Here is a 15,826-nt window from a genome sequence, read left to right as displayed (position 1 = left end):
TGGCGTTAATTGTGCGCCAGCCATTTTCCGGTTGTTAAAATCGCGGGTATTTCCGGCTAAACAATGATCGATAGTTGATTGCCGGGAAAGCTGTTTGTGTCGACCGAGCCTGAATAATCCTTGGGTAAGGTGTTACATGGCAGGCGTTATTCTGCGGCGCGGGGCAGTGCGTTATTCACAAGTTCCCTGATTTCGGGAAGGCACGACCCGCAACCGGTTCCAGCCTGAAGCAAACGGCCAATATCGGCGGTGGTCACCGCATTTTGTGTATGAATAGCGCGCGTGATTGCCGTTAGCCCGACCGAGAAACACGAACAGATCAAACGGTCGTTGATTGCTGTGGCGTCTGGCATGCGTCCGGCGAGCAGGGCATTGCGTTCTGGCGTGCTGATCGCGGCATTGCCAAGAAGGGTCGATACCCAGTCCCGGCCCAGGGCGGGTCGTTTTAGACCAACAAAAAGTGCGCCGGTAATACGTTCTCCCTGAAGGCGGGCATAACGATGAATACCCTTTTTGCCGTCGCTATATTCAATGATCTGTTCAGGGATGTTATCGGGCCCGGTATTGGTCGCTGTGGGCAGCATTGATTTAAACAGGCAGGGTTTGTCGCTGGCAATTTCATAAATCATGCAACCCGGCCCGCTTGCGGCGACCCAGTAAGGCAGGTGCGATAGATCAACCGGGGCGTTTGAAAACAGCAAACCTTGCCACAGCGCTGTGAACGGTTCGATGGAAACCGGAATATATTTGGTTTCTGGCTGGCCGGAACAGGGGTCAACATTTGCGCTGGCCAGTTGGCCAATGCCACCGGCAGAAGAATAGACATCGTTCCAGTGCATGGGCAAAAAAACCTCACCGGGCATTTGCGCATCACTTATCGATACCCGCATAAGGGCGGTGCCCTGGCGGCCTTTGATCCGGGCCAGTCCACCGTCACATAGTCCGTATTGCGCGGCGTCGATATTATTGACCTCAAGCAACGGTTCGGGGCGGTGGGCTGATAACCTTGCTGCCGTTCCGGTGCGGGTCATGGTGTGCCATTGGTCGCGATAACGGCCGCTATTCCCAATCAGCGGGAAATCGTTGCTTGTTTGCGACAGGGGCAATTTATGCTGAACGGCCAGCATCCGGGCGCGACCATTGGACGTTGTGAAAACGCCGTTGCCATAAAGGCGGCTGGCACCATCTGCTGGTTGATGGTGGCGCGAGGCAGGCCATTGAAACGGCACCATCGTGTTGTAGGCTGATTTTTTTGCTTTGCGCCAAAGGCCAATGTCAAATGCCCGCACGCCGTCGTTTTCAAATTCCGACAAAGCAGCATGTTCGGCAAAGATTTCGGCCGGGTCGCGATATTTGAATGCCGTGCCATATCCCATTGCAGTTGCAACCTGGCTCATAATCCACCAATCGGGTTTGGCGTCACCCTGTTGGTCGCGAAACGGGCGCTGGCGTGATATCCGGCGTTCCGAATTGGTAACCGTGCCCGATTTTTCGCCCCAGCCCGCCGCCGGAAGTTTGATATGGGCATAACGTAACGTATCGGTGTCATTGACCGTATCTGAAACAATCACCAGCGGGCACCGTGATAACGCAAGCTTTACACGGCTGGCGTCGGGCAGGCTGACTGCCGGGTTGGTCGCCATAATCCACACCGCCTTGATCTCGCCGGTTTCAATGGCACGAAACATGTCAACGGCCTTGTACCCTTCGCCGGTTTCCAGAATGTCGGATTCCCAGAACCGTTTCACCCGGTCAACATCGTTTACATTATTCGGGTCCATATGGGCGGCAAGCTGGTTGGCAAGGCCGCCAACCTCACGTCCGCCCATGGCATTTGGCTGGCCGGTAACAGAAAACGGACTTGCCCCTGGTTTGCCAACCCGCCCGGTCGCCAAATGGGTGTTAATAATCGCATTAACCTTGTCCGACCCGCTGCTGGACTGGTTTACGCCCTGTGAAAATACCGTAACCGTGCGCTCAAACTTTGCAAACCACTGAAAAAATGTTTCCAGTTTGGTCAGCCCCGATGCCGTTTCATCGGCTTTTGCCGGGTCGTCAAGGCCGCATTTTTTTGCGGTGCTGGCCATATCGGGGCAGTCGGCAATGGCGGCGGCAATGGTGTCTTCATATCCGCTGACATGACGTGAAATATAGGTCTGGTCGCAATGGTTGTTTTGGTCCAGCCATGCCAGCAACCCGTTAAACAGGGCAACGTCACTGCCCGGTTTGATCGGCAGGTGTAAATCGGCGATATCGCAACTGGCTGTTTTGCGCGGGTCGATCACGACAATTCTGGTGCCGCGTTTTTCTTTTGCGGCGCGTAAACGCTGGTTTAAAACCGGGTGGCACCAGGCAAGGTTTGACCCCGTAAGGATGACCAGATCGGCAATTTCCAAATCTTCATAACATCCCGGAACGACATCGGCCCCAAAGGCACGTTTGTGCCCAACCACGGTTGACGCCATGCATAACCGCGAATTTGTGTCGATATGGGGCGAGCCGATGAAACCCTTGATCAGTTTGTTGGCGACATAATAATCCTCGGTCAGCAATTGACCGGAAACATAAAACGCCACCGATTTCGGGCCATGCTGGTCAATCGTCTGGCGAAGCCTTTTGGCGGTTTCGGCGGTTGCGGTTTTCCAGTCAGCGATTTTTCCATCTATTTCAGGGGTTAATAACCGAAAATCACGTTTTGTTTCGGCCGTAACTGTATCAATCAGGGCTGCCCCCTTGGAGCAGATCCGACCCCGGTTGGCCGGGTGATCAGGGTCGCCCCCAACCGCCCAGCCGTCCCGGGTGGGGGAGACGATCAACCCGCAGCCCACGCCGCAATAGGGGCAAGTGGTTTTAACCTCACCCTGCATGGCGCAATCCTGTTTGTTGCGCGTTCAGGCCGATATGGACGGTATCATTTACAACACGCACGTCTACTCTGGCCGCACAGCCATCGTCTGTACCTTGTGCTTTGCCGGTTTCTAGCGAAAAAACCATGTTATGTAGCGGGCAGGTGACAAAGTGCCCATGGACAATGCCCTGTGCCAGTGGTCCGTCCTTATGCGGGCAGCGGTCCAGCAGGGCGTAAATCTGATCATCAAGGGTGCGAAAAATTGCAATGCGGTCTGTTTCGGTTTGAAATGTGCGTGCGCCTTGCTGCGGAATATTGGAAATGGGGCCGACATTTACCCAGTTTACGATATCTGACATTGCCGTTACTCCGCTGCGATCAGGGACAGGGATTTAAATTCATGGGAATCAACGCCCTGGCTGGCACGTTCTGCCCATGGGTCAATTTGTGCTGTTTTCTGGCTTTCAATGAAACGTGCAAACAGGGCGCCCCGGTTTTGGGCGTCATCGACAATGCGTTCCTGAACATGTTTCAGGCCGACCCGTTCTATCCACGGTGCCGTGCGCTCCAGATACCGGGCTTCTTCGCGGTAAAGCTGAATAAAGGCACCGCAATATTCCTTCACCTCGTCGCCGGTCGTTACCTTGCATAAAAGTTCGGTTGCGCGGACATGAATGCCACCATTGCCGCCAACATGCAAATCCCACCCGCCATCGGTGGCAACCACACCAAAATCCTTGATTGTGGCTTCGGCACAATTGCGCGGGCACCCCGAAACGGCCATTTTAAATTTATGGGGCATCCATGATCCCCAGGTCATTTGTTCAAGTTCGACGGCCATGCCCATAGACATCTGCGTGCCAAAACGGCACCATTCCTGCCCAACGCAGCTTTTAACTGTTCGCAGCGATTTGCCGTAAGCATGGCCTGACACCATGCCAGCCGCGTTCAGGTCGGCCCAGACGGCAGGTAAATCTTCTTTTTTAACGCCCAAAAGGTCGATGCGCTGCCCGCCGGTTACTTTGACGGTTGGAATGTTGAATTTGTCGGCGACATCGGCAATGGCGCGTAATTCGCGCGGGTTGGTAAGGCCGCCCCACATGCGCGGTACCACCGAATAGGTGCCATCTTTTTGAATGTTGGCATGAACACGCTCATTAATAAATCGCGATGCCGCGTGGTCAACATATTCGCCGGGCCAAGCGGCCAGCAGGTAATAATTCAGGGCCGGGCGACATATATGGCACCCATCGGACGATTTCCATTCCAGTTCCTGCATTGCGGCGGGCATGGATTTAAGGGTTTTTGCAATAATTAGCCGCCGCACGCTGTCATGATCATGGTCGGTGCAGGGGCAGACCGGTTTGACTGCGGCGGCCTCGTAATCGCCGCCCAGTGTTGCGGCCAGCAGGTTTTCCACCAAACCACTGCATGAGCCACAGGACGCCGAGGCTTTGGTATGGCCTTTAACCTCGTCAAGGGAGGTTAAGCCCTTTTCCGTAATCGCTGAAACAATGGTTCCCTTGCAAATGCCGTTGCAACCGCAAATTTCTGCATCATCGGGCAGGGCGGCAACGGCATCAAAAGGGTTTGCTGTGGCCCCTCCGGCAAAAGCCTGACCAAAAGCAAGGGTATCGCGCAGGTCGGTAATATCCTGCCCGTCTTTCATCAGTTGAAAATACCAGGCGCCGTCGGACGTATCACCGTACAGAACGGCACCTTTGATCCGCCCGTCTTCCAGCACAATGCGTTTGTAAACGCCGCGTCCGGCATCGCGAAACACGATTTCCTCGGTTTCGCCGCCACCGGAAAAATCGCCCGCCGAAAAAACATCAACACCGGTAACTTTCAGCTTGGTCGAGGTGACAGAACCGGCATAGCCGCCGGTTTCGATTTCGGTTAAATGATCAGCACAGGATTTTGCCATTTCAAATAATGGTGCAACGAGGCCATAACATTGACCGCGATGTTGTACGCATTCGCCAACGGCAAAAATGTCCGGATCGCTGGTGGTCATCACATCGTCGACAACGATGCCACGTTCGACGGTTATTCCCGCGTCTGCGGCCAGGCGCCCGTTGGGGCGAATGCCAACCGCCATGACCACCAGGTCAGCCGGGATCATATGTCCGTTCTTCAAACGAACACCCGTGACGCTGTCTGTGCCAATAATTTCGGCGGTGTTGGCTTCGGTTATCACGTCGATGCCACGACGGCCCAGTTCTTGCGCCAAAAGATAGCCAGCCGATGGGTCCAACTGGCGTTCCATAACGTGGCTAGCCAAATGTAAAACCGTCACTGACATGCCGCGTGCTTGCAGGCCGGAAGCGGCCTCCAACCCCAAAAGTCCCCCGCCAATGACAACGGCAGGCCCGCCATTTTGGGCAACCTTCAGCATGACATCGACATCATCAACATCGCGGAATGTGACGACACCTGGCAGTTTATGCCCGGGTACCGGGATCATGATCGGGTCAGATCCGGTTGCCAGTAAAAGCTGGTCATAGGCGGTTTTTGATCCGCTTTTTGATATGACAATTTTACGATCCCGGTCGATCTCAACCACAGGGTCGCCCGATAACAAGTGAATATTATTTTCCTGATACCAGGACATCGTGTTGATCACGATGTCGTCGAATGCTTTTTCGCCCGACAGAAGTGGTGAAAGCATGATGCGATTATAGTTAACACGGGGTTCTGCCCCGAAAACGGTGATGTCGTATTTATCCGGCGCGCGGGCAAGAATTTCTTCAACGGTGCGCATGCCAGCCATTCCATTGCCGATTACGACAAGACGGGTCTTTTTTAAAAGTGCAGCAGGGACGTGGTTCATTTGTCTCTGGCTCCTGGTCGCGGGAAGCGAATTGGCAAAAAAAAACGCCCGGTGCGCATTGCCTGTAAAAAGGCAATGTCGCAACGGACGTCGTTATCCGGTGAACCCGTCATTGGATTCAATATCAGGGTCTGGCATTTCGGCCAGGGCAGCAGGCAGCTTTGCCCGCGCACTTAATCTCTTTCTATACAAGTTGCGTGCCAGAATGCATTTTTTGGTTAAATTTTTAATAAGTGCATGATGTAAAAAGAACTTTCAACTACCCGGAATTGACCGCCGCATGACGTAAAATTCACGAATGACTATAAAATAGACACTCATATGTTAATGTGTATAAAAAATATGCAAAAATTAAACTGCCCCAGAGTGGGGTGATGGGGAAGCTGGTGCGCATCTCATTTGAAACACTATTTATTTCAAATGGTTAGTCAAAAAATACTGCATTGCGAAAAAATTGGCGCGCCGTTTGCAGCGCTGTAGCCTGTGAGGCGCTTGGATGAAAGCAGACCCAATGACGGGTATCTCACAGTTCTTCGTCCAATGGCGGGCGATCAGACGTTTGGTTTTGGCGCGCAACGATGTCGCTGCCCTGACCGAAACGAATGACGGGCCGCCAGCGAACTCCATTTGGTGAAGCATGCGGCCCTTGGGGAAATAACCGTCGGTCACGCAATCGGGAACCTGATTGCATATGACCCGAACGAAGGGCTTCAGTGTTATGGAAATCAAGAACAAAGCTCCGCGTATTAATTTGTTCAGCCTTAAAACGGTGCAGATGCGAACCTTTCATCTCACCTGGCTGGCGTTTTTTCTGTGCTTTTTTGGCTGGTTCGGCATTGCCCCGCTGATGCCGCTTGTACGGGATGACCTGGGCCTGACCAAGGGCCAGATCGGAAATACCATTATTGCATCCGTCGCCATTACGGTTTTGGTGCGCCTGCTGATTGGTCCGCTTTGCGACAAGATCGGCCCGCGCAAAACCTATACCGCCTTGCTGGTGATCGGTTCCTTGCCGGTCATGCTGATCGGGCTAGCCGATAGCTACGAAACATTTCTTCTTGCCCGTCTTGCCATTGGCTCGATCGGGGCATCTTTTGTGATCACGCAATATCATACCTCTACCATGTTTGCGCCCAACATTGTGGGCACCGCCAATGCCACCACAGCTGGCTGGGGCAATCTGGGTGGGGGTATCACGCAAATGGTAATGCCGTTAATTTTGGCGATGGTGCTTGGTTTTGGTGTGTCTGAAACCATGGGCTGGCGTCTGGCAATGGTGTTTCCCGGTGTCATCATGCTGGTCGTTGCGGCCCTGTACTGGTTTTTTACCACCGATGCGCCCGACGGCAATTATGCCGATATGCGTAAAAATGGCGCGTTGTCGCCCGAAGACGACCATTCTGGTGCGATCAAAGGTATGCTGGCAGCAAGCAGGGATTTTCGCGTCTGGGCGCTGTTTCTGGTTTATGGTGCATGTTTTGGTGTCGAGTTAACCATCAACAATATCGCTGCGATCTATTTCTTTGACCGTTTCGAACTTAGCCTGCAAACAGCCGGACTGATCGCCGGTTTGTTTGGCCTGATGAACATCTTTGCCCGCACACTGGGGGGCATGTTTTCTGATAAATTTGCCGCAGCAGGCGGCCTTTCCGGCCGGGTAAGGTTTTTGTTTCTGGCCCTGTTTATCGAAGGTATCGCCCTTGTCGCATTTTCAATGATGGATGCGCTGGTTATTGCGGTGTCGATGATGGTGGTGTTTTCGTTGTTTGTGCAAATGTCGGAAGGTGCAACCTTCGGGATTGTGCCCTTTATTAACCGCAAGGCACTGGGATCGGTCGCCGGTATTGTCGGGGCCGGTGGTAATGCCGGTGCCGTTGCCGCAGGGTTTTTATTTAAATCTGAATCCCTGACCTATCAACAGGGCCTGATGTATTTGGGCATTGCCGTTATTATCTGTTCCTTTGCGGCCCTTTTGGTGCGTTTTTCGGAAAAAACCGTGGCCGAGGAAAAAGAACGCTTTGAAAAAGCCGTTCGGGAACGTGATGGCGTGCCTGCGGGTGCACAGGCCATTCCGGCAGAATAGAAAATTGAATACCGGAATGCGGCCAATGTCGCATTCCGGTCATGCTGTCAGTCGGGGTGGCTTTTCCCGGTTGAGACAAGGCAGGTAAGGGTGCATTGGGGAGAATGATCGTGGTCGTCAGGGATTTGGGTTGCTTTAAATGAACCTTGCAGACTTTAGTATTCTGGTGATTGACGAAAACCCGGACCGCGCCGCCATTGTCGAGCGCGGCCTTGTTGAAGGCGGCTATACCCGTGTAAGCCGTATTGGCACGTCGTTTAACCTGGTGGAACGCATTCAGGCATTGGCCCCTGATATTATTATCATCGACCTTGAAAACCCTGACCGCGATACGCTTGAACAAATGTTTCAGGTGTCGCGGGCGATTTCGCGGCCGATTGCGATGTTTGTTGATCAAAGTGATTCCAGCATGATCCGTGAATCTGTCGAAGCCGGGGTAAGTGCTTATGTTGTTGACGGTTTAAGGCAGGACCGCATCCGGCCGATTGTTGAAATGGCAATTTCACGTTTTAATGCCTTTCATCAATTGCGCCGCGAACGCGACGAGGCCATGGCAAAACTAAGCGAACGCAAACTGATCGACCGGGCAAAAGGATTGCTGATGCAGGAAAAAGGCCTGACCGAGGCGGCGGCATATAACCTGCTGCGCAAAAACGCCATGAAACAGAACCGCAAGATTTATGAAATTGCGCAAAGCGTGATTACTGCTTTTCAGTTGGAGTTCTAATTCATGTCTCTTATGCAGGTTCGCCTTGGTTTTGTGCCGTTAATTGATTGTGCCTTGCCAGTTGTTGCCCGTGCCAAAGGCTTTGCGGAAGATGAAAATATAGACCTTGTTCTGGTGCGCGAAATGTCGTGGGCGGCCATTCGCGACAAGCTGTCTTACGGGCTTTTTGATGCCGCACATTTGTTGGCAGGTATTCCTCTTGCGGCGCGTCTTGGTCTTGGCGGGATGCCATCGCAACATTTGGTCGTGCCAATGGCGCTTGGCCGTGGCGGGAATGCGATTACGGTTTCCACCCGGCTTTATCAGTGCATGCTGGAAGCAGACCCGGCAGCGATGCGTGGGCCACGTGGTTTGTCCGCGCGCGCCCTTAAAAAAGTAATTGACGGTGATCGCGCGGCTGGTCGGCCGGTTTTGTCTTTTGCAACGGTGTTTCCGTTCTCCAGCCACAATTATGAACTGCGTTACTGGATGGCTGCAGCAGGGATTGACCCCGATAATGACGTTAATATTGGCGTTATTGCCCCGTCCCGCATGTTCGACAGTTTACGGAATGGCTGGGTTGACGGCTATTGTGTGGGGGAGCCCTGGAACCAGCGTGCCGTATTTCACGGTGATGGCGTTATTGTTGCCCTGAAAGACGACATATGGGCGCGCAGCCCGGAAAAAGTGCTGGGTGTTCGGGAAGACTGGGCGTTATCCAATGCTGAAACACTCGATGCGCTGGTTCGTGCCCTGGTGCGTGCTGCCGAATGGGCGGATCAGTCGGAAAACCGTACCGAATTGGCGCAGTTGCTGTCAGAAGAACAGTATGTTGGCGCGTCGTTTGATATTTTGCGGGCGTCGTTGCACGGACGCCCGGTGTTAAAACCCGGCGATGATCCGGTTGAGGCACCCGACCGCCATGTTTTTTATCGCTATACCGCCACCTTCCCGTGGTTGTCGCAGGGTGTTTGGGTGGGGCGGCAAATGCAGCGTTGGGGGCAGGTCGGTCATCAGGTGAATTTCAACGATGTTGTTCGCGACGTTTATCGCCCCGATATATACCGCCGCGCCGTCACCAGCCTGGATGTCGCCTTACCCGTCGAGGATTGGCGGGTGGAAGGGCTTGACAATGCCAGTGATCGCGCGCTGGTTGGACCTGACAGCTTTCTTGACGGTACCCTTTTTGACATGCGGGCCTGACGCATGTGCCGCAATAACGGCCCGGATGATGGACATTGTCTTGTAGTTCTGAAAGTTTGGTGAAAAACTGGGGTCAGGCTGATTCTAAACGTATTTTTCGGAGCAAAATCCTGCCAGGATAGTTTTGTTACCAGTTCTCAATAAGGATGACTTATAGAGAACTGGTTAGGTGTAACGTTGCACATGGTGTGGATTTTGCTAGCGTGCGCCTGCAATGCGCTCGGCAAGGGCGGAGGTCATGCCGACCGTTGGTTTGGCGACGGGGCGTCGAAAACTGCCCTCGATGGGCGCGCGCACGTTCAGGCGCGCCAGTGTTTCGGCTTGTGCCATTGCGGCTTCGGCGCAATCAACAACGGGAACCGGTATTCGGCCCTGCACCTTTTGTGCCAGACCGGCCAGGGGGGCGCCAGCAAGAACAATGACGTCGGCGTCATCTTCGGTGATGGCAGCCTGGGCCAGGGCGACAAGAAGGTCTTCTTTTTCTTCCTGCACATTGCCAATGGACTGGAACCCCCCGGTCAGGGTGCGCACACTGGCGCAACGGGCTTCAAGGCGGTGCCATGCCACACATTCCAGATACCAGGGCCGCAGGGTTTCGGAAAAACTGACAATGGAAAAACGCCCGCCCAGCATGCACGCGGTCAGCATGCCAGCTTCGGCCAGTCCAATAACCGGAACGTCGAAAAGCTCGCGTGCGGCCCCCAACCCGGGGTCGCCAAATGCCGCAACGATCGCAGCGTCGATCAAATCATGTTTTTCAGCCAGAATTTCCATCATGGCGGTGCCGCCGATCAGGGCTTCGCTGCGGGTTGAGATATAAGGCACACCGTAACGCGCTGTTTCGCAGATCAGATTGGTGTCGGCACTTTTGACACGCAACGCCGCATTGGAAAGTTTTTCCGTTATTTCGACCGAAGTGTTCGGGTTTATCAACAGTATGTTCATGTTAAATCTTCTTTTTTATCGGATACGGTCAGTCGATGGAGCACGGAAAAGATGTGTGCCAAAACCAGGATCGCCAACGACATTACCATCATTTGTAACGGTTTTTCCCCGCAGCATCGTCAGGACCGGCCACCCGGTGACGGCCATGCCTTCATAGGGGGTATAGTCCGAACCATGGTGAAGCAGCGATTGGCTGATGGTGACTTTTTTATTGGCATCCCACAGTGTGATGTCGGCATCGGCCCCAATCGCGATGCTGCCTTTGCGGGGGGCCAGGCCATAAAGTTTGGCCGGGTTGGTGGACGTTAAGGCAACAAAACGTTCCAGCGAAATACGGCCTTTGGAAACGCCTTCGGAAAACAGGATTGGCAGGCGGGTTTCGATACCCGGTATGCCATTGGGGATCCATTTGAACGATGTGCGCGCCCCCGGGCGGTCTTTGCCTTGGCGGTCGGCATAGCGAAAGGGGCTGTGGTCGGATGAAAAAATATCAAAGGTGCCATCTTTGATACCGCGCCAGATGGCTTCCTGGTTTTCATGGTCACGCGGGGGCGGTGAACAGACATATTTCGCGCCTTCAAAATCCATATTCAGGCCGCGCATGTCATCCTGGGTCAGGACGATATATTGCGGGCAGGTTTCGGCAAAAACCGTGCGCCCGCGATTGCGTGCCCATTGGATCTGTTCCATTGCTTCGCTTCCAGAAACATGAACGATCACAATGGGAAGATCGATTAATTCGGCATGGCTGATGGCGCGATGGGTGGCTTCGCGCTCCACGATCTGGGGTCGCGAAATGCCATGGTAATAAGGTTGGGTCTGGCCTCGTTCTTCGAGTTTGCGCGTTAAATAACGAATGGCATCATGCCCCTCGGCATGGACCATAACCAGCGCGTTTTCGTGCTTGGCAACATCAAAAACATCCAGCAATTCGCCATCAGACAGCATCATGTCGTCATAGGTCATAAAAACCTTGAAAGATGTATAGCCATCTTTCACCAGCGCCGGAAGTTCCTGACCTAATACCTGCGGGGTCGGATCGGTGACGATCAGGTGAAAGGACACATCGCTAAACAGGTTTCCTTCAGCCTGGCGGTGGTAGTCTTCAACAACAGTGCGCAAGGAATCGCCCTTTTGTTGCAAGGCAAATGGCATAACGGTGGTTGTGCCCCCTGCCACGGCAGAACGGGTGGCAGACATAAAATCGTCTGCCATGACAATACCGTCCCCGGCTGGTTGCGAAATATGAACATGGGCGTCAATGCCGCCGGGTAAAACCAGCAGACCGCTGGCGTCAATTTCGCGGGCGGCATCGTTGATTTTTTCGGCGATGGCGACAATGCGTCCGTCGCGAATGCCAATGTCGCAGCGGGTGGTATTGGCTGTTGTGCAAACGGTTCCGCCGCGAATGGCAAGGTCAAATTCAGTCATCTTCTAGCTCCGCAGGTTCAACGCTTGCCGCACTCAGGGCTTTGACGGTTGCAAGGCCGGTATGGTCAAGATGCACCTGCCAGATCGCAGCTGCGGCATCGGGGTCGCGTTTTTCAAATGCGTCCATCAACTGGTCATGTTCTTCAAGGGCCTCGCGCCAGCGGTATGGGTCGGCAATGGCAATGAATCGCCCGCGATTGGCGCGCACCATGAGTTTGGCCCGTGATGATGACAAAACCGGATTGCGCGCATAGTCGACAATCAGGTCGTGAATGGCACTGTTCAGCGGAAAGTAAGTCTCTTTGTCGTGTCGTTCATATGCCGCGTGCATGGTTTGATGCATGTCTTGCAGTTGGCTTAGTTCCTGTTGGGTCATGCGGGTTGCGGCCAGGCGGGCAGCCAGACTTTCAAGACCGGCGATCACTTCAAAAAGGTCGCGAGCATCTTCTTTGGTATAGGCACAAACACGTGCACCGCGATTGGGTAAAAGTTCGACCAGATTTTCCGATGCCAAAACTTTCAGGGCTTCGCGCAGCGGGGTTGGCGACACTTCAAGCTGGGCGGCCAACGTGGTGACCGGAACTTTTTCACCCCAGGGCAGATCGCCAACAATGATCATTTCGCGCAATGTTTCGGCAACCTGTTCGGGCAGCAAAAGACGCGACAGTTTCTTTTTTCGTGTGTTCATCATTAATAGCCCATCGCCCGTGGAAGTGCCGTCACGATATCGGGGAACAGCATGCAAAGGACTAGCACGCCATATTGCAAAAGCACATAGGGCCAAATGTTACGGATCAGTCTTGCCATCGGGAGTTTGGTAATGCCGCTCATGACGAAAAGAACAATGCCGACCGGCGGCGTCACCATACCGATAACCAGGTTGAAAACAAACAAAAAGCCAAACAAAAGCGGGTCAATATGAAAGCTGATGGCGACCGGCGCAAACAGCGGCACCAGCATGATATAGGCGGCATTTGATTCGATAAACATGCCGACCGTCACCAGAATTAACATGACCAGAATCAGGAACATTTCCGGGCTGGAGGTGACCGATTGTAACAAGCCTGCGATGCGGGCCGGTACCATGTCGATGGTAAAAATAAAGGTCACAGCGGCGGCAAAGGCGATCAATGCCCCCACCATGGCGGCCGAAACGGCGGCGCGAAACAGCGCGTCGGGCAAATCGGACAGTTTCAGTTCACGGGTAACAAACATGCCTATGACGAACGCATAAAAAACCGAAATACCGGCCCCTTCGGTGGCGGTGAACACCCCGCCGATGATCCCGCCAACCACCACCACAGGCATCAATAATACCGGCAAGGCTTTCCATGTACGCAGGGCAAGGTCACGGGCATTGAGACGGTTGCCTGTCAGTTTAAAGCCACGGCGCCAGGAAATGAAACTGGCCAGCGCCATGAAACCCAGTGTTAAGATAATGCCTGGAACGATACCCGACATAAACAAACCGCCGACGGACACGCTGGAACCCGCCATCAAGGCATACACAATCATGGCGTTGGATGGCGGAATAATGGCCCCAAGATTGGCCGCCGATGCAATGACCGCACTTGAATAGCCATCGTCATAGGATTTGCGCATTGATGGCACCAGGGTGGAACCAAGGGCAGAGGCCGAGGCAACCGCCGCACCGGTAACAGCGGCCAAGATCATGCCCGCAACAATCGCCACATGGGCAAGCCCGCCATGCAGGCGCCCCACCAGGGCATCTGCGAATTCGATTAATAGCCGCATGATGCCCGAACGCACCATTAATTCACCCGCCAGCATGAAAAGCGGGATTGCCATAAGCGGAAAACTGTCCACGGCATGCAGCATGCGTTGCGGCATAACCGAAAGGTCAATGCCCCCGGCAAGTAACCCGATCAGCGATGCCAGGCCCAGCGCAAAGGCCAGCGGCATTCCGATCAGCGCAAGGGCAAGGAAGGCAATAATAACAGCGATTGTCATGCGGATACCTCGTTTTGACCATCAATGCTTGCCCATGTTTTTGCCCCACCCCATGCCAGCAGCAATAGATGCAACAGACTGTGGCCCGCAGCGACGAGGACGGCGATATAGTAAACAGCCGATGTGACATTGATGGTGGGCATCAGTTCGGTCCAACCGTCTTGTGTGACCTGAAGTCCAAAATGAAAAACCACGATCATAAGGACGGCACCCAGCAGGGCTGAAAGACGAAACATCAGATCTTGCAGGCGTGCGGAGAATTTGTTGACGACAACATCAATGCCAACATGAATACCAAAACGCACACCATGCGGAAGTGCCAGAAAGATGGTCCAGACAAATGCCAGACGGGACATTTCGTCGGCCCAATCAATGGAATATGACAGGGCATATCGGCAGAAAACCTGAACGATAACCAGACATGTCATAACACCAATGGCAAGAATGACGACGCCTTTGGAGACGCTATCAAGTCGGATCAGGGCTTTTTGGCAAGACGAGAAGAGCGAGCCTGCTTTCGCAGGCTCGTGCCGACCAGGGGCGGGCATCATTTTGCGGTGACCTCGCTTTGAACCTTTTCAATCAGGGCCGGGTCAATGCGTTTTTTCAGACCTTCGATAACCGGTGCTGTCAGCTGACGCAGTTTTGCACGCACATCATCGGGGATCGGCGTAAATACCATTCCGGCGGCAATCAAGGCGGCTTTTGCGGCGTCATCTTCCTTGGCGGCTTCGGCGCGCTGGAAGGCAACGGCGTCGGCCATGGCGTCAGTCAGAATGGATTGGTCTTTGGGATCAAGTTTGTCGAAGGCCTTTTTGTTGGCAACAATCGAAATGAAATCGAAAACATGGTTGCTGTCGGAAAGATATTTTTGAACTTCGTCGAAACGGCGCGTTTTAATGATCGAATAGGGGTTTTCTTCGCCGTCCAGCACGCCTTGCTGTAACGCGGAATAGACTTCGCTGATACCCATGGAAATCGGGCTGGCGCCAATGGCGCGGAAGGAATCCAGATGGGTCTGGTTGGGTTGCAGACGGATCTTGAGACCTTTCAGGTCATCAACGGTTTCGATGGGGCGCACGTTGTTGGTGATGTTACGCGGGCCAAGTTCCATCCAGCCCAGAACTTTAAATCCTTTATCGGCCAGTTTTTCATCGACAATGGTGCCGACATCGCCGTCAATCACGCGAAAAGCTGTGGCGCGGTCGGGATAGGTGAAAGGCATTGAAATGGCTTCAAGTTCCGGTACTGTGCGCGACAGATAAGCCGCCCCGATCCAGGTGCCAAAAATGGCGCCAGACCGGGTTTGATCAACATTTTCCTGTGCACCACCCAGTTGCATGTCGGGGAAAAGGTCGATTGTGAGGGCGCCGTCGCTTTTTGCTTCGACAGCTTTCTTGAATTTCTGCATGGCGATGGAACTGGAATGATCCGCAGCGAAGTTGCCGCCAAAGCGCAATGTTTCAGCAGATGCCGGGGCAGCTACCAAGGCGGCGAAACCTGCCGCAATGACTGTTCTTGTTAGGTATTTCATCTGATCTTCCCGTCGTATGTGTGAAGCCTCGGATGGATGTTTCCCTGTATGTATTGTGGCTTTGCCATCTTTAAGTTAGCGCCAACTATCGCGGCAGTTATCATCTTGCGCAAGTATTTTTTAAATAAAAAATTGAATTTATCATAAGCTATTGTTTTTAAATAATTTTATGTCTTTTAAAAATGGTAAATACTCGCTTTGGGGGCCAAGGCAGCGTGATGAAAGGCCGCGCAAAACAAAACCCCCGACCACTATAAGGGGCCGGGGGGTGA

General features: G+C 53.5%; 12 protein-coding genes. 3 read left to right on the top strand and 9 right to left on the bottom strand.

Annotated features, from left to right (window positions below; all coding sequences use genetic code 11):
* Nucleotides 1-146 precede the first annotated feature (146 nt).
* From AAC086_RS04515 to nirB, 3 genes are read right to left on the bottom strand one after another with little or no spacing between them, the layout of a single operon-like run.
* On the bottom strand, nt 147-2,867 hold the full coding sequence (locus AAC086_RS04515) for a molybdopterin-dependent oxidoreductase (RefSeq protein WP_339775818.1): 2,721 nt from the start codon (nt 2,865-2,867) through the stop codon (nt 147-149).
* On the bottom strand, nt 2,857-3,207 hold the full coding sequence (gene nirD / locus AAC086_RS04510; protein WP_339775817.1) for a nitrite reductase small subunit NirD: 351 nt from the start codon (nt 3,205-3,207) through the stop codon (nt 2,857-2,859). Before nirD ends, AAC086_RS04515 begins: the two co-directional genes overlap by 11 nt.
* 5 nt (nt 3,208-3,212) lie before the next feature.
* Nucleotides 3,213-5,681, bottom strand: a complete 2,469-nt coding sequence (nirB, locus tag AAC086_RS04505; RefSeq protein WP_339775815.1) for a nitrite reductase large subunit NirB — start codon at nt 5,679-5,681, stop codon at nt 3,213-3,215.
* 691 nt (nt 5,682-6,372) lie between these two features.
* On the opposite strand from nirB, the gene AAC086_RS04500 reads away from it, so the two are divergent.
* From AAC086_RS04500 to AAC086_RS04490, 3 genes are all read left to right on the top strand, one after another.
* Nucleotides 6,373-7,764, top strand: coding sequence for an MFS transporter (locus tag AAC086_RS04500; protein WP_339775813.1), 1,392 nt, complete (start codon nt 6,373-6,375; stop codon nt 7,762-7,764).
* Between the two features lie 139 nt (nt 7,765-7,903).
* On the top strand, nt 7,904-8,491 hold the full coding sequence (locus tag AAC086_RS04495) for an ANTAR domain-containing protein (protein WP_339775811.1): 588 nt from the start codon (nt 7,904-7,906) through the stop codon (nt 8,489-8,491).
* Between the two features lie 3 nt (nt 8,492-8,494).
* The gene (locus tag AAC086_RS04490; protein WP_339775809.1) at nt 8,495-9,673 is read left to right on the top strand and encodes a CmpA/NrtA family ABC transporter substrate-binding protein; all 1,179 of its coding nucleotides are present in this window, start codon (nt 8,495-8,497) and stop codon (nt 9,671-9,673) included.
* Nucleotides 9,674-9,871: 198 nt separating this feature from the next.
* Here AAC086_RS04490 and AAC086_RS04485 read toward each other — a convergent pair whose 3' ends face one another.
* From AAC086_RS04485 to AAC086_RS04460, 6 genes are read right to left on the bottom strand one after another with little or no spacing between them, the layout of a single operon-like run.
* Nucleotides 9,872-10,618 (bottom strand): aspartate/glutamate racemase family protein, encoded by a 747-nt coding sequence (locus AAC086_RS04485; RefSeq protein WP_339775807.1) that lies wholly within the window; start codon nt 10,616-10,618, stop codon nt 9,872-9,874.
* A gap of 15 nt (nt 10,619-10,633) precedes the next feature.
* Nucleotides 10,634-12,049 carry a dihydropyrimidinase gene (gene hydA / locus AAC086_RS04480; RefSeq protein WP_339775806.1) on the bottom strand — a complete coding sequence of 472 codons (1,416 nt, stop codon included), beginning with the start codon at nt 12,047-12,049 and terminating at the stop codon, nt 10,634-10,636.
* A complete protein-coding gene (locus AAC086_RS04475) occupies nt 12,042-12,740 on the bottom strand; it encodes a GntR family transcriptional regulator (RefSeq protein ID WP_339775804.1) in 699 nt (232 codons plus the stop codon). The genes hydA and AAC086_RS04475 overlap by 8 nt, the downstream gene beginning before the upstream one ends.
* Nucleotides 12,740-14,020: a TRAP transporter large permease gene (locus AAC086_RS04470; protein ID WP_339775802.1), complete on the bottom strand. Its 1,281-nt coding sequence runs from the start codon at nt 14,018-14,020 to the stop codon at nt 12,740-12,742. The genes AAC086_RS04475 and AAC086_RS04470 overlap by 1 nt, the downstream gene beginning before the upstream one ends.
* Nucleotides 14,017-14,571, bottom strand: a complete 555-nt coding sequence (locus AAC086_RS04465) for a TRAP transporter small permease (protein ID WP_339775800.1) — start codon at nt 14,569-14,571, stop codon at nt 14,017-14,019. Before AAC086_RS04465 ends, AAC086_RS04470 begins: the two co-directional genes overlap by 4 nt.
* On the bottom strand, nt 14,568-15,554 hold the full coding sequence (locus tag AAC086_RS04460) for a TRAP transporter substrate-binding protein (RefSeq protein ID WP_339775798.1): 987 nt from the start codon (nt 15,552-15,554) through the stop codon (nt 14,568-14,570). The genes AAC086_RS04465 and AAC086_RS04460 overlap by 4 nt, the downstream gene beginning before the upstream one ends.
* Nucleotides 15,555-15,826 lie beyond the last annotated feature (272 nt).

The organism is uncultured Thalassospira sp., from assembly GCF_963976115.1.
Classification (GTDB): domain Bacteria; phylum Pseudomonadota; class Alphaproteobacteria; order Rhodospirillales; family Thalassospiraceae; genus Thalassospira.
This window is presented reverse-complemented; position numbering and strand designations above follow the sequence as displayed.